This is a genomic window from Pseudomonas fluvialis, from assembly GCF_002234375.1.
GTDB lineage: Bacteria > Pseudomonadota > Gammaproteobacteria > Pseudomonadales > Pseudomonadaceae > Aquipseudomonas > Aquipseudomonas fluvialis.
The window spans coordinates 1-25,241 of sequence record NZ_NMQV01000009.1 but is presented as its reverse complement, the minus strand read 5'-3'; the positions used below and the strand labels follow the sequence as shown (position 1 = coordinate 25,241).

General features: G+C 61.3%; 18 protein-coding genes and 3 tRNA genes. 13 read left to right on the top strand and 8 right to left on the bottom strand.

All coding sequences use genetic code 11. From position 1 onward, the window contains the following. Positions 1-192 precede the first annotated feature (192 nt). The 8 genes from hupB to CFY91_RS05670 all read right to left on the bottom strand — a co-directional run bounded on the left by hupB (position 193) and on the right by CFY91_RS05670 (position 7,047). Positions 193-465, bottom strand: coding sequence for a nucleoid-associated protein HU-beta (gene hupB / locus CFY91_RS05705; protein ID WP_093985387.1), 273 nt, complete (start codon positions 463-465; stop codon positions 193-195). 134 nt (positions 466-599) lie between these two features. Next, positions 600-2,996, bottom strand: coding sequence for an endopeptidase La (gene lon, locus CFY91_RS05700; RefSeq protein WP_093985386.1), 2,397 nt, complete (start codon positions 2,994-2,996; stop codon positions 600-602). Between the two features lie 130 nt (positions 2,997-3,126). Next, the gene (clpX, locus tag CFY91_RS05695) at positions 3,127-4,407 is read right to left on the bottom strand and encodes an ATP-dependent Clp protease ATP-binding subunit ClpX (protein ID WP_093985385.1); all 1,281 of its coding nucleotides are present in this window, start codon (positions 4,405-4,407) and stop codon (positions 3,127-3,129) included. A 111-nt stretch (positions 4,408-4,518) separates the two neighbouring features. After that, positions 4,519-5,160 (bottom strand): ATP-dependent Clp endopeptidase proteolytic subunit ClpP, encoded by a 642-nt coding sequence (gene clpP, locus CFY91_RS05690; RefSeq protein ID WP_093985384.1) that lies wholly within the window; start codon positions 5,158-5,160, stop codon positions 4,519-4,521. Between the two features lie 95 nt (positions 5,161-5,255). Continuing rightward, the gene (gene tig / locus CFY91_RS05685; protein ID WP_093985383.1) at positions 5,256-6,569 is read right to left on the bottom strand and encodes a trigger factor; all 1,314 of its coding nucleotides are present in this window, start codon (positions 6,567-6,569) and stop codon (positions 5,256-5,258) included. A 150-nt stretch (positions 6,570-6,719) separates the two neighbouring features. Next, a tRNA-Leu gene (locus tag CFY91_RS05680) sits at positions 6,720-6,804 on the bottom strand. Positions 6,805-6,857: 53 nt separating this feature from the next. Further along, positions 6,858-6,933: transfer RNA gene (locus CFY91_RS05675), tRNA-His, on the bottom strand. Positions 6,934-6,970: 37 nt separating this feature from the next. Continuing rightward, positions 6,971-7,047: transfer RNA gene (locus CFY91_RS05670), tRNA-Arg, on the bottom strand. 323 nt (positions 7,048-7,370) lie between these two features. Here CFY91_RS05670 and folD point away from each other — a divergent pair. The 13 genes from folD (at position 7,371) to cobA (ending at position 24,971) form a co-directional block, all read left to right on the top strand. Beyond that, the gene (gene folD, locus CFY91_RS05665; protein ID WP_093985382.1) at positions 7,371-8,225 is read left to right on the top strand and encodes a bifunctional methylenetetrahydrofolate dehydrogenase/methenyltetrahydrofolate cyclohydrolase FolD; all 855 of its coding nucleotides are present in this window, start codon (positions 7,371-7,373) and stop codon (positions 8,223-8,225) included. 152 nt (positions 8,226-8,377) lie between these two features. Beyond that, positions 8,378-9,856, top strand: a complete 1,479-nt coding sequence (locus CFY91_RS05660) for a methyl-accepting chemotaxis protein (protein WP_093985381.1) — start codon at positions 8,378-8,380, stop codon at positions 9,854-9,856. A 107-nt stretch (positions 9,857-9,963) separates the two neighbouring features. After that, a complete protein-coding gene (alaC, locus tag CFY91_RS05655; protein WP_165765303.1) occupies positions 9,964-11,187 on the top strand; it encodes an alanine transaminase in 1,224 nt (407 codons plus the stop codon). Between the two features lie 295 nt (positions 11,188-11,482). Next, complete coding sequence (locus CFY91_RS05650; protein WP_093985379.1) at positions 11,483-12,760, top strand: CmpA/NrtA family ABC transporter substrate-binding protein; 1,278 nt, start codon at positions 11,483-11,485, stop codon at positions 12,758-12,760. A 14-nt stretch (positions 12,761-12,774) separates the two neighbouring features. Further along, complete coding sequence (gene ntrB / locus CFY91_RS05645) at positions 12,775-13,623, top strand: nitrate ABC transporter permease (RefSeq protein ID WP_093985378.1); 849 nt, start codon at positions 12,775-12,777, stop codon at positions 13,621-13,623. 48 nt (positions 13,624-13,671) lie between these two features. After that, positions 13,672-14,463 (top strand): ABC transporter ATP-binding protein, encoded by a 792-nt coding sequence (locus CFY91_RS05640; RefSeq protein WP_093985377.1) that lies wholly within the window; start codon positions 13,672-13,674, stop codon positions 14,461-14,463. A 74-nt stretch (positions 14,464-14,537) separates the two neighbouring features. Further along, entirely contained in the window at positions 14,538-14,981 is a 444-nt protein-coding gene (locus tag CFY91_RS05635) for a thioesterase family protein (RefSeq protein WP_093985376.1), read from the top strand. A gap of 409 nt (positions 14,982-15,390) precedes the next feature. After that, positions 15,391-16,602, top strand: coding sequence for a nitrate/nitrite transporter (locus tag CFY91_RS05630; protein WP_093985375.1), 1,212 nt, complete (start codon positions 15,391-15,393; stop codon positions 16,600-16,602). 42 nt (positions 16,603-16,644) lie between these two features. Further along, entirely contained in the window at positions 16,645-18,312 is a 1,668-nt protein-coding gene (locus tag CFY91_RS05625; protein WP_093985374.1) for a bifunctional protein-serine/threonine kinase/phosphatase, read from the top strand. Between the two features lie 270 nt (positions 18,313-18,582). Continuing rightward, positions 18,583-21,033, top strand: coding sequence for a nitrite reductase large subunit NirB (gene nirB / locus CFY91_RS05620; RefSeq protein ID WP_093985373.1), 2,451 nt, complete (start codon positions 18,583-18,585; stop codon positions 21,031-21,033). Between the two features lie 59 nt (positions 21,034-21,092). Further along, on the top strand, positions 21,093-21,425 hold the full coding sequence (gene nirD, locus CFY91_RS05615; protein ID WP_093985372.1) for a nitrite reductase small subunit NirD: 333 nt from the start codon (positions 21,093-21,095) through the stop codon (positions 21,423-21,425). A gap of 68 nt (positions 21,426-21,493) precedes the next feature. Beyond that, positions 21,494-24,202 (top strand): nitrate reductase, encoded by a 2,709-nt coding sequence (locus CFY91_RS05610; protein WP_093985371.1) that lies wholly within the window; start codon positions 21,494-21,496, stop codon positions 24,200-24,202. 31 nt (positions 24,203-24,233) lie between these two features. Beyond that, the gene (cobA, locus tag CFY91_RS05605) at positions 24,234-24,971 is read left to right on the top strand and encodes a uroporphyrinogen-III C-methyltransferase (RefSeq protein WP_093985370.1); all 738 of its coding nucleotides are present in this window, start codon (positions 24,234-24,236) and stop codon (positions 24,969-24,971) included. The last annotated feature ends 270 nt before the right edge of the window (positions 24,972-25,241 follow it).

Below are 25,241 nucleotides of genomic sequence, written 5' to 3'. Positions count from 1 at the left end.
AGAACGACCATAAACGACTGGTCGTGCGGCTTGGGTAGATTCTAAATAGAACAAAGGCGCATCCTAGGATGCGCCTTCTAGCAAGTTGCGAAGCGGATGGGACTCGGTTCCGCGCCCCTCGGCAAGCTAGCTTGCCGCTTCGCTGTCAGCTGGAACATGCCAGCTGACAGGGCAAAGGCTGAGCGACGCGTATCAGTTGACGGCGTCTTTCAGTGCTTTACCCGCTTTGAAACCCGGAATCTTGGCAGCAGCGATGTTGATCGGCTTGCCAGTTTGCGGGTTGCGGCCAGTGCGCGCAGCGCGCTCTTTAACGGCGAAGGTGCCAAAGCCAACCAGTACCACGGAATCACCAGCCTTCAGGGCATCAGTGACGGATTCGATTACTGCATCCAGCGCACGGCCAGCAACAGCTTTCGGGATATCAGCAGATGCGGCGATGGCATCGATCAGTTCCGACTTGTTCACTCTAAGTCCCCTTTAATTCCTATTGGATTGTTTCTTGATTTTGGTGTGAGCAAAGCGGGCGCTGGTTGGCCTGCTGACACGCGTGAGCGGCTTTATAACAAGGGCTCGGAAATAGTGTCAACAAAGCCCCCCGGCTAATGCGTGCTGATTCGCTCCTTGGAATCAGGCTCGCGCTTGTCATCCTTTGCAACCATCTCGGGAGCCGCATCGGGCAAGGGCTCCGGGGCGTATTGCAACGCAATCTGCAGGACCTCGTCAATCCATTTAACCGCTTTGATCTGCAGGTCCTGGCGAATGTTCTCGGGAATGTCCTTGAGATCGCGCAGGTTCTCTTCCGGAATGATCACTGTCTTGATGCCGCCACGATGTGCGGCCAGGAGCTTTTCCTTGAGCCCGCCAATGGCCAGCACCTGGCCACGCAGGGTGATTTCACCCGTCATTGCCACGTCGGCACGCACCGGAATCTTCGTCAGCGCCGAGACCAGTGCCGTACACAGACCGATACCGGCACTCGGGCCGTCCTTCGGCGTTGCCCCCTCGGGCATGTGAATATGCACGTCATGCTTCTCGTAAAAGTCTGTAGCAATACCCAGACTCCGCGCCCTGCTGCGCACCACGGTCAGCGCTGCCGTCATGGACTCAGCCATGACATCCCCTAGCGAACCGGTTTTGATCAACTGCCCCTTGCCCGGCACCACAACGGTCTCGATGGTCAACAGCTCGCCACCGACCTGTGTCCAGGCCAGGCCGGTAACCTGCCCTACCTGATCTTCCTGCTCCGCCAGACCAAAACGGAACTTGGCTACCCCCAGGTAGCTTTCCAGGTCATCTGGCTGCAGGGTCAAGGCGATGCGCTTATTGCCAGCCTGCTGCTTGACCACCTTGCGGCACACCTTGGCAATCTGCCGCTCAAGGCCACGCACGCCCGCTTCTCGGGTGTAGTAACGAATGATGTCGCGCACTGCGGCCTCACTAAAGGCCAACTCACCTTTCTTCAGGCCATTGGCCTGGGTCTGCTTGGGCACCAGGTAGCGTACGGCAATGCTGACTTTTTCGTCTTCGGTATACCCGGGCAAACGAATGATTTCCATGCGATCCAGCAAGGGCGCCGGGATATTCATGGAGTTGGCCGTGCACAGGAACATCACATCGGAAAGGTCGTAATCGACTTCCAGGTAGTGATCGTTGAAGTTGTGGTTCTGCTCCGGATCGAGCACTTCCAGCAAAGCCGAAGCAGGGTCACCCCGCATATCGCTGGCCAACTTGTCGATTTCATCCAGAAGGAACAGTGGGTTGCGCACCCCTACCTTGCTCAGTTTCTGGATCAGGCGTCCCGGCATTGAGCCGATGTAGGTACGTCGATGCCCACGAATCTCTGCTTCATCACGCACCCCCCCCAGGGCCATGCGCACGAACTTGCGATTGGTGGAACGCGCAATGGACTCGGCCAGCGAGGTTTTGCCGACACCTGGCGGACCGACCAGGCACAGCACCGGCCCCTTGAGCTTCTTCACCCGCTTCTGCACAGCGAGGTATTCGAGAATGCGCTCCTTGACCTCCTCCAGACCGAAGTGATCAGCATCGAGGATTTCCTCGGCACGTGCCAGATCCAGACGCACCTTGCTGTGCGCCTGCCAGGGCACATTGATCAGCCAGTCCAGGTAGGAGCGCACCACGGTCGCTTCTGCCGACATCGGTGACATCTGGCGTAACTTGTTCAACTCAGCAGTCGCCTTGGCCTTGGCTTCGACCGTCATGCCGGCCGCCTCGATGCGCTTTTTCAGCTCATCGATTTCGTTATGACCGTCCTCGTCCTCGCCCAGCTCCTTCTGAATGGCTTTCATCTGCTCATTCAGGTAGTACTCGCGCTGGCTACGCTCCATCTGCTTCTTCACCCGGCCACGGATGCGCTTTTCTACCTGCAGAAGATCCAGCTCAGCATCCAGCAACGCCAGCACATGCTCGACACGCTCGGACAGCTCTACCTTTTCCAGGATGCCTTGTTTCTGCTCGATCTTAAGCGCCATGTGCGCCGCCATGCTGTCCACCAGGCGTCCGGGCTCATCAATGGCACTCAGCGAAGCCAAGACTTCGGCAGGCACCTTTTTGCTGAGCTGCACATACTGCTCGAACTGCCCGAGCAGGCTGCGCACAAATACCTCAGCCTCACGCTCAGCCGGTTCAGCCTCTTCCAGCAAGCTGACGCAGGCCTGGCCATAGCTGCCGGACAGATCGAAGTGATCGACGGCGCCACGCTGCTCCCCTTCGACCAACACCTTGACCGTGCCATCAGGCAGCTTGAGCAATTGCAGGATGGTGGCTACCGTACCCATACGGTACAGCCCCTCCTCAGCCGGATCATCATCCGCCGGGTTGCGCTGTGCCAGCAGCAAGACCTGCTTGTCGCCATTCATCGCAGCTTCAAGCGCCTCGATGGACTTCTCGCGTCCAACGAACAGAGGAATGACCATGTGCGGATAAACCACGACATCACGCAACGGCAGCAAGGGCAATTCGATGGTTGTATTCATATATTCAGCTCTGCGGCGACCGGAAGGTCGATAAAGACAGGATCTTATGCAGCCAAGATGGGGATGGCTGGCGAAAAAAACAAGCCGCGCGCCCATAAAACTAAGGGGCCAACAGGCCCCTTTTGTTTCATTACGCGTCGGGTGCGGCCTTGGCCGGCAGGTCATTACTGGCGTAGATCAACAGTGGCTTGGAAGCCCCCTGGATCACGCTTTCATCAACCACAACCTTGCTGACACCCTCCTGCGAGGGAATGTCATACATGGTATCCAGCAACACATTCTCGAGAATCGAGCGCAGGCCACGTGCCCCGGTCTTGCGCTCCAGCGCACGCTGGGCAACTGCCTTGAGCGCATCAGCACGAAACTCCAGCTCAACACCCTCCAGTTCGAACAGACGAGCGTACTGCTTGGTCAGCGCGTTCTTCGGCTCGGTGAGAATCTGCATCAGCGCCGCCTCGTCCAGTTCATCCAGGGTGGCAATCACCGGCAGACGACCAACGAACTCAGGGATCAGACCAAACTTGACCAGATCATCCGGCTCCACATCACGCAGGGCCTCACCGACCTTCTTGCCACTGTCCGGGCTACGCACCTCGGCATTGAAACCGATACCACCTTTGGTAGAGCGCCCCTGGATGACTTTCTCCAGACCAGCAAAAGCCCCACCACAAATGAACAGGATATTGCGCGTATCCACCTGCAGGAATTCCTGCTGCGGGTGCTTGCGACCACCCTGCGGAGGCACCGAAGCCACCGTACCTTCAATCAGCTTGAGCAGAGCTTGCTGCACACCCTCACCCGATACATCACGGGTGATCGAGGGGTTATCGGACTTGCGCGAAATCTTGTCGATCTCATCGATGTAGACAATGCCCATCTGGGCCTTCTCGACATCGTAGTCGCACTTTTGCAAGAGCTTCTGGATGATGTTCTCGACATCCTCACCGACATAACCCGCTTCAGTGAGCGTAGTGGCATCGGCAATGGTAAAGGGTACGTTGAGCAAACGCGCCAGCGTCTCGGCAAGCAAGGTCTTGCCCGAGCCGGTAGGACCGATCAACAGAATATTGCTCTTGCCCAGCTCGACCTCATCTTTCTTGTCACGCTGGTTGAGACGCTTGTAGTGGTTGTACACCGCCACCGAAAGAATCTTTTTGGCACGTTCCTGACCAATCACATACTGATCTAGGATGGCGCTGATCTCACGCGGAGCGGGCAACTTGTGCGCCTGGCTGTCAGCCTGAGCTTCCTGCACCTCCTCGCGGATGATGTCGTTGCACAGGTCGACGCACTCGTCGCAAATGAACACGGAAGGACCGGCAATCAGCTTGCGTACTTCGTGCTGGCTCTTGCCACAGAACGAGCAGTACAGCAGCTTGCCGTTATCCTCTCCGTTACGGGTATCAGTCATTCGATTGATCCAATCCGATAGGCCTAAAACACAAGATGGCGGCTAGCCCGGGTATTTTCAACCCTGCCTGGCAGGCATTGGCCGCCGTAGCATCATTTTCCTGACGACCTGTCAGCCAATAACCGGGCGCTTGCTCAGCACCTGATCGATCAGGCCGTACTTGACCGCCTCATCGCCACTCATGAAGTTGTCGCGATCGGTATCGCGAGCAATGACATCAATCGGCTGCCCGGTATGATCAGCCAGGACCTTGTTGAGGCGGTCACGGATGGTCAGGATTTCCCGGGCATGAATCTCGATATCCGAGGCCTGTCCCTGGAAACCACCCAATGGCTGGTGAATCATCATCCGCGAATGGGGCAGACAATAGCGCTTGCCAGCGGCACCCGCCGTCAGCAGCAAGGCACCCATGCTGCAGGCTTGGCCGATACAAATAGTCGAGACATCAGGCTTGATGAACTGCATGGTGTCGTAGATCGACATGCCTGCGGTAACCGAGCCACCCGGTGAATTGATGTAGAGGTGAATATCCTTGTCCGGATTCTCCGCCTCAAGGAACAGCAACTGAGCTACCACCAGATTGGCCATGTAGTCTTCTACCTGACCAACCAGGAAAATCACCCGCTCCTTGAGCAGGCGAGAATAGATATCGTAGGCACGCTCGCCACGGGCAGACTGCTCGACCACCATGGGCACCAGGCCACCGGCTGCTTGAATTTCGGGCATTTGCTGCAGATAAGAATTGCGGGACATGTCCGGCGATCGCTCCCTAATGGTTTTTCATGTCGCTAAGACACATAAGCCAGCGAATCCGCTGGCTTATGTTCAACTCGAAGGAAGCTAGGTACTTACTCGGCAGCACCAGGTGCGGCGGCCGGCTTGACTGCTTCTTCGTAGGAAACCGGCTTATCGGTCACCTTAGCCTTCTGCAGGACAGTATCTACAACTTGCTCTTCCAGCACAACCGAGCGAACCTCACCCAGTTGTTGCTCATTCTTGTAGTACCAGGCCACGACCTGCTCCGGCTCTTGATAGGCCGAAGCCATTTCTTCGATCAACTCGCGAACGCGCGCATCATCGGGCTTCAGCTCAGCCTGCTTGACCACCTCAGCAATAATCAGTCCCAAGCTGACGCGACGCTTGGCCTGCTCTTCGAAGAGCTCAGCAGGCAGCTGTTCAGGCTTGATGTTGCCACCGAACTGCTGCACGGCCTGCACACGCAGACGCTGCACTTCATTGGCCACCAGCGCCTTGGGCAGCTCAACCGTGTTGGCAGCCAGCAGGCCTTCCATCACCTGATTCTTGACCTTCGACTTGATAGCCTGGCGCAGCTCACGCTCCATGTTTTTGCGCACTTCGGCGCGGAAGCCTTCCAGGCCACCCTCGCTCGCACCAAACAGTGCGAAGAACTGTTCGTTGAGCTCCGGAAGAACCGGTGCAGCTACAGCATTGACCGTCACAGTGAATTCGGCGGTTTTACCAGCCAGTTCGAGATTCTGGTAGTCCTCAGGGAAGGTCGGAGTAATTACGCGCTCTTCGCCGGCCTTGGCACCCACCAGTGCATCTTCAAAACCCGGGATCATGCGACCCGAACCCAGCACCAGGGCAGTCCCCTTAGCCGAACCACCCGCAAAAGCCTCACCCTCGATCTTGCCGACGAAGTCGATGTTCAACTGGTCGCCATTCTCAGCAGCACGCTCCACGGCTTCAAAGCGCGTATTCTGCTTGCGCAGAATGTCCAGCATGTTGTCCACATCCGCCTCGCTGACTTCAGCCTGCGGGCGCTCGACCGTGATGCCCTCGAAACCGGCCACCTGAATTTCCGGATAGATCTCGAACGTAGCCACGTACTCGAGGTCTTTGCCTTTCTCGAACACCTTGGGCTCCACGGAAGGCGCACCGGCCGGATTCAGCTTCTCGGCGACGATGGCTTCGTAAAAGCTGCTTTGAATCAGATCGCCCAGCGCTTCCTGACGAGCACTGTCCTCATAGCGCTGACGAATAACGCTCATCGGCACCTTGCCGGGACGGAAACCAGGCACTTTGGCACGGCGTGCAGTTTGCTGCAGGCGCTTGGTCACTTCACTCTCGATACGCTCGGCCGGAACGCCAATGGTCAGACGACGCTCAAGAGCGGAGGTGCTTTCAACAGAAACTTGCATGGATATCCCTCGTTGCACAGACGTAGGCCGGCCGCACCGGCTCCCAGAATCAAGGGCACGCATTCTAGAGACTTGCGAAAAAGAAGTCACCCACGCGCGCGCAATGAAGCAGGCCGCTACAACCGAAATTGGCTATATAAAAGGAAGAGATGGTGCGGACGGAGAGACTCGAACTCTCACACCTTGCGGCGCCAGAACCTAAATCTGGTGTGTCTACCAATTTCACCACGTCCGCGTGGTCTTGCCGGAAACGAAAACGCCAGGCTTAGCCTGGCGCTTTCTCGAATATGGGGTGGACGATGGGAATCGAACCCACGACACCAGGAGCCACAATCCTGTGCTCTACCAACTGAGCTACGCCCACCATATTGCGTTACCGCTTTGCTTACCCTGCGAGCCAATGGCGCACCCGGCAGGACTCGAACCTGCGACCATCCGCTTAGAAGGCGGATGCTCTATCCAGCTGAGCTACGGGCGCTTATCAATCTGCATTCTTAGCTGAGCGCAGACTCAAAGCTTTGGCTCTACAAACTGTTACCAGTCCAGAGTGCCATCTAACCCAGCGCAGGCTGTGCTCGACAAGCGGGGCGCATGTTACTCAGCCGCCTGCTCAGCGTCAACAAGAAAAAATAAAAATTTCAGCCAGTTACGTAGCCGCAAGAATTTTCGTCCAGCAGCCTGGCCAGCTCCGAGCACACTTTCCGCTGACACAACATCAGCAACTGGCGAGTGCCTTTGCCAGTTCTGGTCATCGTGCGAGAATAGCCGTCCTTTTTAGCCCCAGCATGGTTAAGCAGCTTCATGACCGCACAACTGATCGATGGCAAAGCCATTGCCGCCAGCCTGCGCCAGCAGATTGCCCAACGAGTCACCGAGCGCCACCAGCAAGGTTTACGCGCCCCCGGCCTGGCGGTGATCCTGGTCGGCAGCGACCCTGCCTCGCAAGTCTATGTAGCGCACAAGCGCAAGGACTGTGAAGAAGTCGGTTTCGTTTCACGGGCGCATGACCTCCCTGCCAGCACCACGCAGGAGGAGCTGCTTGCACTGATCGACCAGCTCAACGCCGACACGCAGATCGATGGCATTCTCGTGCAACTGCCCCTACCTGCTCATCTCGACGCCTCGCAGCTGTTAGAACGTATTCGCCCAGACAAGGATGTAGACGGCTTTCACCCCTTCAATATTGGCCGCCTGGCGCAGCGCATGCCCTTGCTGCGCCCCTGCACCCCCAAGGGCATCATGACCCTGCTACACAGCACCGGTGCCGACCTACACGGCCTGCATGCGGTCATCGTTGGCGCTTCCAATATCGTTGGCCGCCCCATGGCCCTGGAACTGCTGCTGGCCGGCTGCACCACCACGGTTACCCACCGCTTTACCAAAGACCTGGCCAGCCATGTCGCCCAGGCCGACATTGTCGTGGTGGCGGTGGGCAAGCCGGGACTGGTCAAGGGCGAGTGGATCAAGCAAGGCGCCATCGTCATCGATGTGGGCATCAACCGCCAGGCCGATGGCAAACTGGTTGGCGATGTTGACTTCACCAGCGCAGCGCAACGTGCCGCCTGGATCACCCCGGTCCCCGGTGGTGTAGGTCCGATGACCCGCGCTTGCCTGCTGGAAAACACCCTGCACGCCGCCGAACAACTCCATAACTGATCCAACCCGGCCTTGTCATCCCTTCCAGACCGACAAGGCCTGCCGGACAACACACTGTCAGACCTCACACTGGCATTACGGCGCATTTCGCTTATGGTTAATCACGAAGTGCGCTGTTTTGGCACATTTGCCGCTCAAGTCCCCCCTGCCCTATGCCGATACTGCACAAGGCACATGAATGGAGTTTCTTCATGCAACAGGGTCTTCTCGCCAGATTCATTCCGTCACAACTGACCGACCAAGCCAGCATCCTGCAAGCTCGCACACTCGCCTTCAGTGGCCTGTGCAGCCTGCTCATCGGCCTTTACAGCTGCATCAAGTGGGGGCGCCTGGGTAATGAAGCCCTAGCTTATGGCTCGCTGCTGCTGGTGCTGGGCATGCCCTTGATGCTGTTTTTGTTGCGCAGTGCCTGGCTGCCGGTAGCCGCCGTAGCCAACGTGGCACTGACCTGCATGGCCAGTTACTCGATGATTCTCATCTACCAGCTGGGCGGCCTGCATTCGGCACACCTGTACTGGCCGGCGGTAATGATCGTTTTCGCCTACCTGATGGCAGGGCCACGCAGTGCAGCTGTCTGGGGTTTATTGCAAGCACTGTTCGTATTCTGGCTAATTCGCCTGGAGCGCAGTGGCGCCAACCTACCGGTCTTCGAGCTAAGCCCACGCGACGCAGCCGTCAACACTTACTCAGGCTTCCTCCTGCCGATCCTCACCTTGTGGCTCGCCCAGTGGTACACGGCACGCTTACGCCAGCAAGCCTTTGGCGAAGCAGCTGAAGGTGTGGAGGAGGCACGACGCAACGCCGCCCAGGCCAGCCGTAACCAGGAGCAACTGGGCAGTCTCGTCGAAGAAGTACGCCAAGGCGCCAACAGCCTGCTGCACATGGCCCAGCAATTACAGGACACCCTGGGCGGCATCCGCCAGCGTTGTCAGAGCATAGACCAGGACGTACAGCACCAGGCCGACGCCATGCAACAACTGGATGCCGCCGTGCACGAAGTCCTGCAGCAGCTGGCCAGCAGCACCACACACATGCAGCAACTCAACCAGCAGACCGAGCAAAGCACCACACAAATGCAACAGTGCGCCGCACGCATGGGTGATGCCGAGCAGAGCATGCAGGCTATCGAGCAAAGCAACCAGCGCATTGCCGAAGCCATGCAAATGATCAGTGCCATCGCCCAGCAAACCAATCTGCTGGCCCTTAACGCCGCCATTGAAGCAGCACGCGCCGGCGAACATGGCCGAGGCTTTGCCGTGGTTGCCGATGAAGTACGCAACCTGTCGCAACGCAGCAACCAGACAGCCGATACGGTGCAGGGCGTGCTGGAAGCCTCGCAGGGGATTGTCGCAACCGGCGTCAACCAGGTAGGCCAGGCAGGCAGCACCATTCTCGATAACGCCGCACGCAGCGCCGAGATATCCAGCTCCATTGCCGAGCAACGGCAGACCCTGGATAACGCGCACAGCCAATTGGTCGAAGTGCGCGAACACAGTGCCAGCCAGCGCGCCGCCAGCCAACGCCAGCGCGAAGCCAGCGCCGAGCTGCTCGCCGCGCAGGGCGAACTCAGCGAACTCGGACAGCGCCTGGCGGCACTCTCCCAGCAGCTGCACCAGCGTATCAATCACTGACGAGCACTTGCCAGATTCGTGGCGGCAATCGTATTGTCGCCACCTGGCCAGCCTACTGGCCAACGTCGCTCGGACGGTTCCGGGCGCTTACGTCTGCTGAGGAAATCATGGCTGAACATGCCAAGCGCCGCTTTGCGCGCATCGATCGTCTGCCCCCCTACGTTTTCAACATCACCGCCGAACTGAAGATGGCCGCCCGCCGCCGTGGCGAGGACATCATCGACTTCAGCATGGGCAATCCGGACGGCGCCACCCCGCCGCATATCGTCGAGAAGCTGGTGCAGGTCGCCCAGCGCGAAGACACCCACGGCTACTCCACCTCCCGCGGCATCCCGCGCCTGCGCCGCGCCATCTCGCGCTGGTACAAGGACCGCTATGACGTGGAGATCGACCCGGAAAGCGAAGCCATCGTCACCATCGGCTCCAAGGAAGGCCTGGCGCACCTGATGCTGGCCACCCTGGACCACGGCGACACCGTGCTGGTACCCAACCCGAGCTATCCCATCCACATCTACGGCGCGGTGATCGCCGGCGCTCAGGTGCGCTCGGTGCCGCTGATACCGGGCGTGGACTTCTTCGCCGAGCTAGAGCGAGCCATCCGCGAAGCTATCCCGAAACCGAAGATGATGATCCTCGGCTTCCCCTCCAACCCCACCGCACAGTGCGTGGAGCTGGACTTCTTCGAGCGGGTGGTAGCCCTGGCCAAGCAGTATGACGTGCTGGTGATCCACGACCTGGCCTACGCCGACATCGTCTACGACGGCTGGAAAGCTCCGTCGATCATGCAGGTGCCGGGCGCCAAGGACATCGCCGTGGAGTTCTTCACCCTGTCCAAGAGCTACAACATGGCCGGCTGGCGGATCGGCTTCATGGTCGGCAACCCTGAACTGGTCAGCGCCCTGGCGCGGATCAAGAGCTACCACGACTATGGCACCTTCACCCCGCTGCAGGTCGCAGCCATCGCCGCCCTGGAAGGCGACCAGCAATGCGTGCGCGATATCGCCGAGCAGTACCGGCAGCGCCGCAACATGCTGGTCAAGGGCCTGCACGAAGCCGGCTGGATGGTGGAGAAGCCCAAGGCCTCCATGTATATCTGGGCCAAGATACCCGAGCCCTATGCCCATATGGGCTCGCTGGAGTTCGCCAAGAAGCTGCTGCTGGAGGCCAAGGTCTGCGTCTCGCCGGGCCTGGGCTTCGGCGACTACGGCGATGACCACGTGCGTTTTGCTCTGATCGAAAACCTTGATCGCACCCGTCAGGCGATCCGCGGCATCAAGGCGATGTTCCGCGCCGATGGCCTGCTGCCAGCCAGCCCGCGCAAATCCAGCTAGCACGCACCAAAAAAAGGCAGCATCCAGCGATGCTGCCTCCCCATAAGCCTGCCATTCTGTCCATAGACTCCTCTTGCATGCGCCCGACAAGCCACGCCCAGCGTTAACGAATACCTCGCAATAGGTAGCCAGCCTGTTGTTTTAAAAGGTTTTTATCTACCCCTGAAAATTTCTTCGAGCTGCTATGGAGCGGCTGGCCCGCACCTTGCAAACCTCCTGTCACCGCCACCCACAACAACAAGAAAAGGTGGCGCTCCTGCCTAGCCAGGCGCCGTTAAGACAGAAGGACTTTGCCATGACCGAGCGTGACAAACCCCAGGCCCAGAGCCGCCGCAGCTTTCTAAAAAAATCCATTGCCCTGGCCGGTGCCGTAGGTGGTATTACCAGCCTGGGCCTGGCCGCTCCGAACAGCTTGCGCAGTGCCGCCTGGGCGGCCGGCTCCGATGCCCCGGAAAAAACCAGCCTGAAAGTCGGCTTCATCCCGCTGACCGATTGCGCCTCTCTGGTGGTAGCCGCTACCCAGGGCTTTGCCGGGAAATATGGCTTGCACATCACCCCGAGCAAGGAAGCCTCATGGGCAGGCGTACGCGACAAGCTCAACACTGGCGAACTGGACGCCGCCCACGTGTTGTACGGCATGATGTACGGCGCGCAACTGGGTCTGGCCGGACCGCAGAAAGACATGGCCGTCCTCATGGGCCTCAACCAGAACGGCCAGGCCATTACCCTCTCCAAACAGCTGCGTGAAGCCGGTGTCACAAACGGCGCACAACTAGCCGCTCACCTCAAGCAAGGTGGCAAACCCCTGACCTTCGCCCAGACCTTCCCCACCGGCACCCATGCCATGTGGCTGTACTACTGGCTGGGCAGCCTGGGCATCAACCCACTGAGCGACGTAAAAACCATCACCGTACCGCCACCGCAAATGGTCGCCAACATGCGCGTCGGCAACATGGATGGCTTCTGCGTAGGCGAGCCCTGGGGCGCCCGGGCAATCTTCGACCGTATCGGCTTCACGGCCGTCACTACCCAACAGATCTGGCCGGACCATCCGGAGAAAGTTCTCGGCACTACCCGCGCCTTTATCGAGCAACACCCCAACACGGCACGCGCGCTGATCATGGCCATCCTCGATGCCAGCCGCTTTATCGAAGCCAGCGAGGCCAATCGGCGCAGCACGGCCAAGCTGATTTCCGGCAAGGCCTATGTAAACGCTCCGCTCAAGGTCATCGAACCGCGCTTTCTGGCTCAATACGAAGATGGCCTGGGCAACAGCTGGCAGGATGAACACGCCATGGCTTTCTGCCGCGAGGGCCAGGTCAATTTCCCCTATCACTCCGACGGCATGTGGTTCCTCACCCAGTTCAAGCGCTGGGGCCTGCTCAAGGAGCAGCCCGACTATGCCGGCCTGGCCGCCCAGGTCAACCAGACCACGCTGTATGGCGAAGCCGCCAGCCAGTTGGGCCTGGCCGTACCCGAGAGCGTCCTGCGTAGCAGCACACTGATCGACGGTCAGCGCTGGGATGGCAGCGATCCGGCTGGCTATGCGCAATCCTTTGCCATCCACGCCTGACCTGGAGCCAGACCATGAATGCGCCCCTGAAAGTCCCTGCGCCAGTTCCTCAGCCGGTGAGCGCCTGGCAGCGCTTGAGCCCTTCACGCAGCACCCTGCTCAATCTGGCGCGCGCCGTGCTAGCGCCCCTTTTGGGCCTGTTGCTGTTCCTTCTGGTATGGGCGGCGATTGCCAGCCGCAGTGAAGGCCTACCCGGCCCCTGGTCGACCTGGCAGGCGGCCCTGCTGCTGTTTGCCGACCCCTTTTATGACAACGGCCCGAATGACATGGGCATCGGCTGGAACATCCTGCACTCGCTGGGCCGCGTCGGCATTGGTTTCGGCCTTGCCGCACTGGTCGGCATCCCGCTGGGTTTCGCCATTGGCCGCTTCGCCTTCCTCAACGGCATGCTCTCGCCGATCATCAGCCTGCTGCGTCCCGTATCTCCGCTGGCCTGGCTACCGATCGGCCTGCTGGTGTTCGAGGCTGCCGGCCCGGCGTCGATCTGGGTGATCTTCATCAGCTCCATCTGGCCAATCATTCTCAACACGGCCGCCGGCGTGGCCAGCGTGCCACAGGACTACCTGAACGTAGCCCGGGTGCTCAAGCTTTCCGAGTTCAAGGTACTCACCCGCATCCTTTTCCCGGCGGTGCTGCCCCATCTGATGACCGGCATTCGCCTGGCCATCGGTGTCGCCTGGCTGGTGATCGTCGCCGCGGAAATGCTCACTGGCGGCACAGGCCTCGGCTTCTGGGTGTGGGACGAGTGGAACAACCTCAACGTCGAACACATCCTCATCGCAATCATCATCGTCGGCCTGGTCGGCCTGGCTTTGGAGCAGAGCCTCGTCTGGTTGGCCAAACGCTTCGACTATGCCAGCTGATTGACCTCACCCAGCACGCCTGCCACGGCAGGCGCAGGAGATATTCTCATGGAAAAATTCGTAGAACTCAGCCAGGTCAGCAAACACTTCGATACCAAGCAGGGACGTTTCCAGGCGCTCAGCGATGTCAATCTGAGTATCGCCCGTGGCGAGTTCGTGGCACTGATTGGCCACTCAGGTTGCGGCAAGTCGACGGTGCTCAACCTGATTGCTGGCCTGCTCGATGCCGACAGCGGCGGCCTGATCTGCAATGGCCGAGAAATCGACGGCCCCGGCCCGGAACGTGCAGTGGTCTTCCAGAACCACAGTCTGCTGCCCTGGATGACCTGCTTTGCCAACGTGTACCTGGCCGTGGAGCGCGTCTTCGGGCGCGACCACAGCAAGGCCGAGCTCAAGTCACGTACCGAGCAAGCCTTGCAGATGGTGGGGCTCAGCCATGCCAGCCACAAATACCCCAACGAAATATCCGGCGGCATGAAGCAGCGGGTCGGCATCGCCCGCGCCCTGGCCATGCAACCCAAGGTGCTGCTGATGGATGAGCCGTTCGGGGCACTGGACGCGCTGACCCGCGCTCACCTGCAGGATGAGCTGCTGCGTATCGTCACGCAAACGCAAAGCACCGTGGTGATGGTCACTCATGATGTCGATGAAGCGGTACTGCTTTCCGATCGTATCGTGATGATGAGCAATGGTCCCGCCGCCACGGTCGGCGACATCCTGCAGGTCGACCTGCCGCGCCCACGCGACCGCCTGGCACTGGCAAACGACGCGCAATACCACGCCTATCGCAGTGCCGTCCTGGAATTTCTCTACCAGCGCCAGCAGCGCCCTGCCGCCTGAAGCAGCTGGCAGTCGTGGCGTGCCACGACTGCCAGGCGGTATACAATGGCCGCCCTGTCTGCCGAGAGAACACCATGGCCCGCCTGACCCTCGATTTCCCTGAAGAGCTGTTCTGTTTCAGCACCTCGCTCAGCGTGCGCGTCACTGACATCAATGGCGCCAATCACCTGGCCAACGACGCGCTGATCTCGATGATCTCCGAGGCCCGCGCGCGCTTTCTGCACGCCTATGCCATCGCCGAAGTCAACCCGCAAGGTATCGGGATTATCGTCACCGACCTGGCCACCGTGTATCGCGCCGAAGCCTATGCGCGCGATCAGTTGCTGTTCGAAGTCGGCATGATGGACCTCAACAAATACGGAGCCGATATCATCTTCCGCATCAGCCGTCCTGCCGACGGCACGCTGATCGCCCTGGCCAAGTCCGGCTTTGTCTTCTACGACTACACCCAGTCGCGGGTCAGCCCCTGGCCCGAGGCGCTGCAGCAACGCTTTAGCCAGGCCGATCGCCTCGCCTGACACAGCACCAACACGGGGCAAACCGCGCGCACCGGCACGTTGCTGACGCCCCAGCAGCGCGCACCCAACGCCTCACCTGCGCGCCTCACCCCTGCTGCAACCCCAGCCGCAACGGGCCCTCCAGCCTGTTGGCCCGAGACTTGCTAAACCTGCCACAGCAGCAGCCAGGCGGCTGCCCGCTAGGAATCGTGCAGGCGCTTGTCAGCACCTCCTGTGCCGCCCCGTTACCGGGGCCACCGACCAGCCTATCCGGCTAGCCGGTGCCTTGCCCGCTTGCCTGACAAGCCAAAGGTGGTCTCGCCACACCCCGCCGGCCACAAGTCGGCGTCTCTCCGCACCGTAGTGTCTAGTGCCACGCACGCTAGCCACTACGGTACGGGGCCCTCTATCGCTGATACCGAGGTACGCCATGCACACAAGTTTCTGGAAAGCCGGCCACCCACCGACCCTGTTTGCCGCCTTTCTTTATTTCGACCTGAGCTTCATGGTCTGGTACGTACTTGGCCCGCTGGGCGTGCAGATTGCTGCCGACCTGGGGCTGACAACCCAGCAACGCTCGCTGATGGTCGCTACACCGATTCTCGCCGGAGCCATTCTGCGCTTCGTACTGGGCATCCTCGCTGACCGCACCTCGCCCAAGTCCGCCGGGCTGTTTGGCCAGGTGGTGGTGATTCTTGCCCTGGCGGTCGCCTGGCTGCATGGCATCCACAGCTTCGAGCAGGCGCTGCTGCTGGGGCTATTCCTCGGTTTTGCCGGCGCCTCTTTTGCCGTTTCCCTGCCGCTGGCCTCGCAATGGTATCCGCCCGAGCACCAGGGCAAGGCCATGGGCATCGCCGGCGCCGGCAATTCCGGGACGGTCCTCGCCGCGCTGTTCGCGCCTGGCCTGGCGGCCCTGTTCGGCTGGAACAACGTGTTCGGCCTGGCGCTGATTCCACTGCTACTGACGCTGCTGATCTTCGCCGGCATGGCCAAGAACGCCCCCACCCGTCCTGCCCCCAAAGCCCTGGGTGACTATCTCAAGGCACTGGCCGACAAGGACAGCTGGTGGTTCATGTTCTTCTACAGCGTGACCTTTGGTGGCTTCCTCGGTCTGGCCAGTGCCTTGCCCGGTTACTTTTTCGACCAGTACGGTTTCGACCCGGTCAAGGCCGGCTACTACACGGCGGCCTGCGTCTTCGCCGGCAGCCTGATGCGCCCACTGGGTGGCGCGCTGGCCGACCGCATCGGCGGCATTCGCTCGCTGCTGGTGATGTACACGGTAGCCGCACTGGCAATCGCCGTGGTCGGTGTGAACCTGCCCAGCGCCAGCGCCGCACTGGCGCTGTTCGTGGTCGCCATGCTGTGTCTGGGCGCCGGTAACGGCGCAGTGTTCCAGCTGGTGCCGCAACGCTTCCACCGCGAGATCGGCGTGATGACCGGGCTGATCGGCATGGCCGGTGGCATCGGCGGCTTCTGCCTGGCCGCCGGCCTGGGTGCCATCAAGCAGGCCAGCGGCGACTATCAGCTGGGCCTGTGGCTGTTCGCCAGCCTTGGCGTGCTGGCCTGGATCGGCCTGTTCAGCGTCAAGCGTCGCTGGCGCAGCACCTGGGGCAGTTCGGCCATGACCGCCGCACGCGTGTGAGGCAGACTGGCATGACCGACCAGCAGCCGGGGATGGCCAGGCATGACACTGCAACTTGCCCTTGGTGAAGCCAGCCAGCGCGGGCCACGGCGTGATAACCAGGACGCCTTGCGCGTGGTCACCCCGGCGCCCGCCCTGGCCAGCAGCAAAGGCTATCTACTGGCCATGGCCGACGGCGTCAGCCAGTGCAGCGATGGTGCACTGGCCGCACAAAGCAGCTTGCAGGCGCTGGCGATGGACTACTACGCCACGCCGGAAACCTGGCCGGCAACGCAGTCTCTGGAGCGTTTGCTGCAGGCACACAACCGCTGGCTGTTGGCCCAGGCCCCTGGGCAGAGTCTGCTGACCACCCTCAGCTGTCTGGTCTTGCGCGGTCGTCGCTATACCCTGGCGCACATCGGTGATTGCCGCATCTACCGTTACGCCGATGGCCGCTTACAGCGCCTTACCGAGGACCATGTGTGGCCACAAGCCAACATGCAGCACGTACTCAGACGTGCCCTGGGGCTGGATCAAAGCCTGCAGGTGGACTACCAGCAAGGCAGTCTGCAACCCGGTGAACGCTACCTGCTACTCAGCGATGGCGTCTGGGCTTACCTGGCAGACAGCCAGATCAGCCAGTTGCTCGCCGCCGGTCACGACTGCCAGGCTACCTGCCAGGCCCTGGTCGACAGCGCATTGCGCAATGGTGGCCAGGACAACGCCAGCGCTCTGCTGGTGCATGTACTGGGAGTACCCGAAAACGAACTGGCGGCGGAACTGCAAGAACGGCAGGATTGGCCAACCCCGCCACGCCTGCAGCCCGGCCAGCACTTCGAAGGCTGGCAGGTCGAGGCGCTGTGGCGCCGCTCGCGCCAGGCCGTGCTGTATCGGGTACGTGATGCGCAGGGGCTGCCCTGGCTGCTCAAGACCCTGCCGGAAGAACTGGCGACCGACAGTGCGGCACGCCAGGCACTGCTCCACGAAGAGTGGTTGATGCGTCGCCTGGCAGGCCAGTCTGTGGCCGACCTGCACGACATGCCTGGGCGTCGCCACCTGTATTTCGTTCAGCGGCAACTCGATGCCCAGCCACTCAGCACGCTGCTCGAGCAACAGGGGCCCTGGCGTCTGGCGCCCTGGCTGGAGCTCATGCGCGCCATGCTCGGGTTACTCGGCCAATTGCAACGACGCCACATCGTGCATCGCGACCTGACCCTGGACAACCTGCTGCTGGACGCGCAGGGCCGCCTCTACCTGGTGGACTTCGGCCTGGCCTACTGCCCAGGCCTGCATCCGGAAGCTCCCCCAGCGGGGGCCGGCACCCCCAGCTACCTGGCACCGGAACTGTTTGCCGGCGCCGCACCGCATAGCCAGCAGGATCTCTATGCGCTGGGCGTAGGCCTGTACCGGCTGCTCACCGGACACTATCCCTACGGTGAGATCGAAGCGTTTCAGCGACCACGCTTCGGCGTGGCAAAGCCACCTAGTCGCTACCGTCCGGAACTACCGGACTGGGTCGACGCCCTGCTGCTCGATGCCCTGCACGCCGACCCCAGGCAACGCTACGAGTCCGCCGAGCACTGGCAGCATGCCCTGCAACAGGGCGAACGGCGGCCATTACGGCACACGGCTCAACCCTGGCTGATACGCCAGCCATTACGCCTCTGGCAAGGCATTGCCCTGCTGGCGCTGCTCGGCAACCTGCTGTTGCTGATTGCCCTGCTGCACTGACAGCCGCGCACCTGCACCAACGTGAAGCAGACGCCCATCCCTGGCTCGCCACCTCGCACCAAGACCGCCCTGCACGCGCTTCGGTGTTTTGTCAAAACGCTCAATAAACAAAGTAACTAACTGTTTTAAAAGCATTTTTAAATAACGGCACAGTTCCTGCTTAAGCCCCGACACACTGCGGCACACGGAGATCGCTCCCTGGCCAGCTGCATTCCAGGAACAGATGCAGCCAAGCAGGCTCAACATCCGCAAGGCATGACGGTGAGGACGATGAAAAAACTCAAGCTGGTGATGGTCGGCAACGGCATGGCTGGGGTACGCACCCTGGAAGAGCTGCTCAAGATAGCCCCGGATCTATACGACATCACAGTGTTCGGCGCCGAGCCGCACCCCAATTACAACCGCATCCTGCTATCACCGGTGCTGGCGGGCGAACAGACCTTCGAAGAAATTATCCTTAACGACCTCGACTGGTACGCCAAACACGACATCGACCTGCGCCTGGGCCGCAAGGTGGTGCAGATCGACCGACGCAACCGTCGGGTAGTCGCGGATGACGGCAGCAGTGCCGAATATGACCGCCTGCTCCTGGCCACCGGCTCGTTGCCCTTCATCTTGCCGATTCCCGGCAAGGACCTGCAGGGCGTGATCGGCTACCGCGACATCGCCGACACCCTGGCGATGATGGACGCCGCCAAGCAGTACAAGCATGCCGTAGTCATCGGCGGCGGCCTGCTCGGCCTGGAAGCCGCCAATGGTCTCAAGTTGCGCGGCATGGACGTCAGCGTGGTACATATCGGCGACTGGCTGCTGGAACGCCAGCTCGACCGTACCGCCGGCGCATTGCTCCAGCAGTCACTGGAGCAGCGTGGCCTGAACTTCCTGCTGCCCAAACACACCGCCGAGCTGCTGGATAACGGCGACGGCCGGGTATGCGCGGTCAAATTCAAGGACGGCGAGGTGATTCCTGCCGACCTGGTGGTAATGGCCGCCGGCATCCGCCCCAACAGCGAACTGGCGGAACAGGCCGGCATCGCCTGCAACCGCGGCATCCTGGTCAACGACACCCTGCAGACCTACGACCCACGCATCTATGCCATCGGCGAATGCGCCAGTCACCGCGGTATTGCCTATGGCCTGGTCGCGCCGCTGTTCGAGCAGGCCAAGGTGTGTGCCAATCATCTGGCCCAGCTCGGCTTTGCCCGTTACCAGGGCTCGGTGACCTCCACCAAACTCAAGGTCACCGGTATCGATCTGTTCTCCGCCGGCGAGTTCATGGGCGGCGAAGGCACCGAGACCATCACCCTCTCCGACCCTATCGGCGGCGTCTACAAGAAGCTGGTGCTCAAGGATGACGTGCTGGTCGGCGCCTGCCTGTATGGTGATACCGCCGACGGCGGCTGGTATTTCCGGCAGATCCGTGAACAGGCCAATGTCGCGGCCATTCGCGACCACCTGATGTTTGGCGAAAGTACCACCGGGGATGTTGGCCACCAGGGCCAGAGCAGCGCCGCCAACATGCCCGACAGCATGGAAGTGTGCGGCTGCAATGGCGTGTGCAAAGGCACCATCGTCAAGGCCATCCAGGAGAACGGCCTGTTCTCGGTGGACGAGATCAAGAAGCACACCAAGGCCGGCAGCTCCTGCGGCTCCTGCGTCGGCCTGGTCGAGCAGATCCTCATCAGTACCGTCGGCGGTGCGGCAGACGTCAAGCCGAAAAGCGAGAAAGCCATTTGCGGCTGCAGCGAGCTGACCCACGGCCAGGTACGCAAAGCCATCCGCGACCACCACCTGACCAGCCTGAGCGACGCCATGACCTTCATGGACTGGCAAACACCCAACGGCTGTGCCACCTGTCGCCCGGCACTCAACTATTACCTGATTTCCACCTGGCCGGGCGAGGCCAAGGACGACCCGCAGTCGCGCCTGATCAACGAACGCGCCCACGCCAACATCCAGAAAGACGGCACCTACTCGGTAGTCCCGCGCATGTGGGGCGGCGTGACCAACCCGTCCGAGCTGCGCCGCATCGCCGACGTCGCCGACAAGTACCACGTGCCGATGGTCAAGGTCACCGGTGGTCAGCGCATCGATTTGCTGGGCATCAAGAAGGAAGACCTGCCGGGTGTGTGGAAGGATCTGGACATGCCCTCCGGCCACGCCTACGGCAAGTCCATCCGTACCGTGAAGACCTGCGTGGGCAGCGAGTTCTGCCGCTTCGGCACGCAGAACTCGACCCAGCTGGGCATCGACCTGGAGCACGACCTGTTCAACATGTGGTCGCCGCACAAGGTCAAGCTGGCCGTCTCCGGCTGCCCGCGCAACTGCGCAGAAGCGGGCATCAAGGACATCGGCATCATCGGCGTGGACTCCGGCTGGGAGCTGTATATCGGCGGTAATGGCGGTATCAAGACCGAGGTAGCGGAGTTTTTCGTCAAGCTCAAGAGTGCCGAGGAAGTGCGCGAATACAGCGCCGCCTTCCTGCAGCTGTACCGCGAGGAAGCCTTCTACCTGGAACGCACCGTGCACTACATGCAGCGCGTCGGCATGGAGCACATCAAGAAAGCCGTGCTGGAAGACGAAGTCAACCGTAAGGCCTTGGCCGAGCGCCTGCGCTACGCGCTGTCGCTGGAGCAGGACCCCTGGCAAGAGCGCATCCACAGTCCGGCGCTGAAGAAAGAATTCGAACGCATCCCGGTCACCCAACTGGAAACCGCCTGACCTTGCCGGCCCGCCTACGGTGGACCGTTACCTACCTTTTCTCTGTTGGAGTACGACCCATGAACTGGATGGATATCTGCGCGCTGGACGAAATCAACCCGCTGGGCTCGCGCATCGTCGCCAGCAGCAAAGGCGACATTGCCATTTTCCGCACCGCCGATGACCAGGTGTTCGCTCTGCGTGACCGTTGCCCGCACAAGGGTGGCCCGCTCTCTCAGGGCCTGGTGCATGGCAAGCAGGTGACCTGTCCGCTGCACAGCTGGCAGATCAGTCTGGAAAACGGTGAAGCGCTGGCCCCCGACGAAGGTTGCGCACACAAGTATCCGGCCAAGGTGGAAAACGGCCGGGTACTGCTCTGCCTGGAAAAACAGCGCGACTGCGCCTGCCACTGAACGCGTTCGGCGCTTTTCGCCCAACACGGGCCCCAAGGCTGTCAGGCGTAGATCGCCGGAGTAATGCCATGACCCTGCATACCACCGCCTCTACCTGTTGCTACTGTGGCGTCGGCTGCGGCGTGCTGATCGAGCATGACGGGCAGCGCATCCACAACGTACAGGGTGATCCGCAGCATCCGGCCAACCTGGGCCGGCTATGCAGCAAGGGCGCCAACCTGCACCGCAGTGGCGACCCGGCGGCACGCGCCCTGTATCCCGAGCTGCGCCTGGGCAAAAGCCTGCCGCGCAGCCGCTGCGATTGGGACAGTGCACTGCAACATGCCGCCCAACGCTTTGCCGACACCGTGCGTGAGCACGGCCCGGACAGCGTAGCCTTCTACGTATCCGGGCAGTTGTTGAGCGAGGACTACTACGCCTTCAACAAGCTGGCCCGCGCGCTGATCGGCACCAACAATATCGACAGCAATTCGCGCCTGTGCATGTCCAGCGCCGTGGTCGGTTACCAGCGCAGCCTGGGCAGCGATACACCACCGTGCAACTACGAAGACATCGAGCTGACCGATTGCCTGCTGATCGCCGGCTCGAACATGGCGCATGCCCACCCGGTGCTGTTCCGCCGCCTGGAAGCGGCCAAGGCACGCCGCCCTGAAATGCGCATCATCGTCATTGATCCGCGGCGCACCGACACCAGCAGCCTGGCCGACCTGCACCTGGCCATCCTGCCGGGTACCGATGTCGCGCTGTTTCACGGCATTCTGCACCTGCTGTTCTGGGAAGATGCCCTCGACCAGGCGTTCATCGCCGCGCATACCGAAGGCTTTGCCGAACTCAAGCAACTAGTGCGCGACTATACACCCGCCGCTGTCGCGGACATCTGCGGCATCTCCCTGGACGACCTGCAGCACTGCGCACAACTGATCGCCCAGGCACCGCGCTTCCTGTCGTTGTGGTGCATGGGGCTCAACCAGTCCACGGCTGGCACCGCCAAGAACAATGCGCTGATCAACCTGCACCTGGCCACTGGCACCCTCGGCCGCCCCGGTTGCGGGCCTTTTTCACTAACCGGACAGCCCAACGCCATGGGCGGACGGGAAACCGGCAGCCTGGCCAACCTGTTGCCCGGTCACCGCCAGGTGGCCAACCCCCAGGACCGCGCCGAGGTAGCCGACTACTGGCAGGTTGCTCAGTTGCCCGAGCAACCCGGGCTGACCGCCATCGAACTGTTCGAGGCCGTGCGCCAGCAGCGCATCAAGGCGCTGTGGATCGTCTGCAGCAACCCGGCACAATCGCTGCCCGACCAGCAAAAAGTCCACCAGGCACTCGCCGAATGCCCCTTCGTGATCGTCCAGGAGGCCTTCGCACACACCGAAACCTGTGCCTATGCCGATCTGCTGCTGCCGGCTGCCAGCTGGGCAGAAAAGGAAGGCACGGTAACCAACTCCGAGCGGCGCATCAGCCATGTGCGTGCAGCCATACCCGCACCGGGTGAGGCGCGGGCAGACTGGGCGATTGCCTGCGACGTTGCCCGTCGCCTGGAAAACCTGCTGCGCCCCGGACAACCCAGCCTGTTCGCCTTCCAGCAGCCCGAGGAACTGTTCAACGAGTACCGCGGACTGACCCTGGGCCGCGACCTGGATATCGGCGGGCTGAGCTATGCCCTGCTCGACAGCCAGGGCCCGCAACAGTGGCCACTGCCTGTCGGCGCCCGCCAAGGCACGCCGCGCCTGTATGAGGACCTGCGTTTTGCCACCGCCAGTGGCCGTGCCCGCTTCATCAGCGAGGCTTACCGTGCGCCCTGCGAACAACGCGATGCACGTTTTCCGCTGCTCCTCAACACGGGCCGCTTGCGTGATCACTGGCACGGCATGAGCCGTACCGGCACCCTGGCCAGCGCCTTCGGGCATGTCGAGCAGGCCTGCCTGAGCCTGCACCCGGATGAGCTGCGCCGCCGTCAGCTCAAGGACGGCGACCTGGTCAAGGTACGCAGCCGCCGGGCCAGCCTGGTCCTGCCGGTGCTCGGCGATACCAATTTGCGTCCCGGCCAGGCCTGGTTACCGATGCACTGGGGCGATCGTTTCCTCAATGGACTGGGTTGCAACGTACTCACCCAGCCGGCCTATGATCCACTTTCCAAGCAGCCGGAACTCAAATTGAGCGCCATCCAGATCAGTAAACTGGTCCTGCCCTGGGAACTCTATGTATTGGTCGAGGGTGATATCCAGGCACACTTCAATGCCTTGCGCCCGTTGTTCGATGGTTTCACCTACGCCAGCTTCAACCTCACCGGGCATGAACGACCCGCACTGCAGATCAACGCCGGCAGCCTGGTCGCGCCGCAAAGCGAATGGCTGGAGCAACTCGATCAACGCCTGCAACTGCAGCAGGGCCCCGTTCTGGCCTATGACGACCCGCGGCGCCGGGTTGGCAAGCGTGTACGTATCGAACAGGGACGTATCCACACCATCCGTTTGGCCGGCGAGACTGCTGCCAGGCACTGGCTGAAAGGCCTGTGGCACAGCGGTGAGGCCGACGCACAACTGCGGCGCTGGCTCCTGGCCCCGCTGAGCACCCCGCCCGGCAATACGGCCTGCACCTTGGGCAAAACCCTGTGCAGTTGCCGCAACGTCAGTGAAGCCGCGGTCATACAAGGCATTGCCGACGGTCTCAAGTTGCCCGAACTACAGGAACAACTGGGCTGTGGTAGCCAGTGCGGCTCCTGTGTTCCAGAAATCAAGCGCCTGCTGGCCAGCCAGGCACTGCCAGTCAGCGCCTGACTGGCGTATCCCCTTGCACGAGGAGCACACGATGAACGCAAAAGTCTGGCTGGTAGGTGCTGGCCCCGGCGACCCGGAATTGCTGACCCTCAAAGCCGTCAGAGCACTCAACCAGGCGCAGATCGTCATGACCGATGATCTGGTCAATCCCGCCGTGCTGGAGCACTGCCCGCAGGCCCGTGTACTGGCGGTCGGTAAGCGTGGTGGCTGCCGCTCCACACCCCAGGCGTTTATCCACCGGTTAATGCTGCGCTACGCACGCCAGGGCAAATGCGTGGTACGCCTGAAAGGCGGCGACCCGTGCATTTTCGGCCGTGGCAGCGAAGAAGCCGACTGGTTGCGCGCCCAGGGTATCGAAGTGGAACTGGTCAACGGCATCACCGCTGGACTGGCGGGCGCCACCGCCTGCGATATCCCCCTGACCCTGCGCGGTGTCGCGCGTGGGGTAACCCTGGTCACCGCGCATACCCTGGACGACAGCCCGCTGAACTGGGCCGCATTGGCCCAGGGCGGCACCACCCTGGTGGTATACATGGGAGTAGCCAGATTGCTCGATATTCGCGATGGCCTGTTGGCCGGAGGGATGCCGGCCAGCATGCCGGTGGCGATGATCGAGAATGCCTCGCTACCACAGCAACGTGAACAGTTCTGCACGCTGGGTGGCTTGCTGCATGCGGCGCAAACCTTTCAACTTCGCGCACCGGCCATTCTGGTGATTGGCGAGGTAACCCGCCAGGCAGGTTGGCACAGCGTGGCAAGACACGCCTGAAGACTTCGCACTCCTGCGGAGCAGTCCTTGGCCCGCCATATGGCGGGCTTTTTTTGCCCGGTAGGCCAACACGGCGCGCAAAAAAACCCGGCCTTGGCGTAATGCTGTTCACTTAAGCATTTGAGCCCTGACGGGGCTTCCCCGAAAATCCGATGTCAGATCCCTGGCATCGGATTTTTTATGTCTCTGCAACAGCAACTGCTCGACTTAGGTGAACTGTTCAACTTCTCGGATCTGAGCACCTTCACTCAAAACATCCGGATCGCGTGG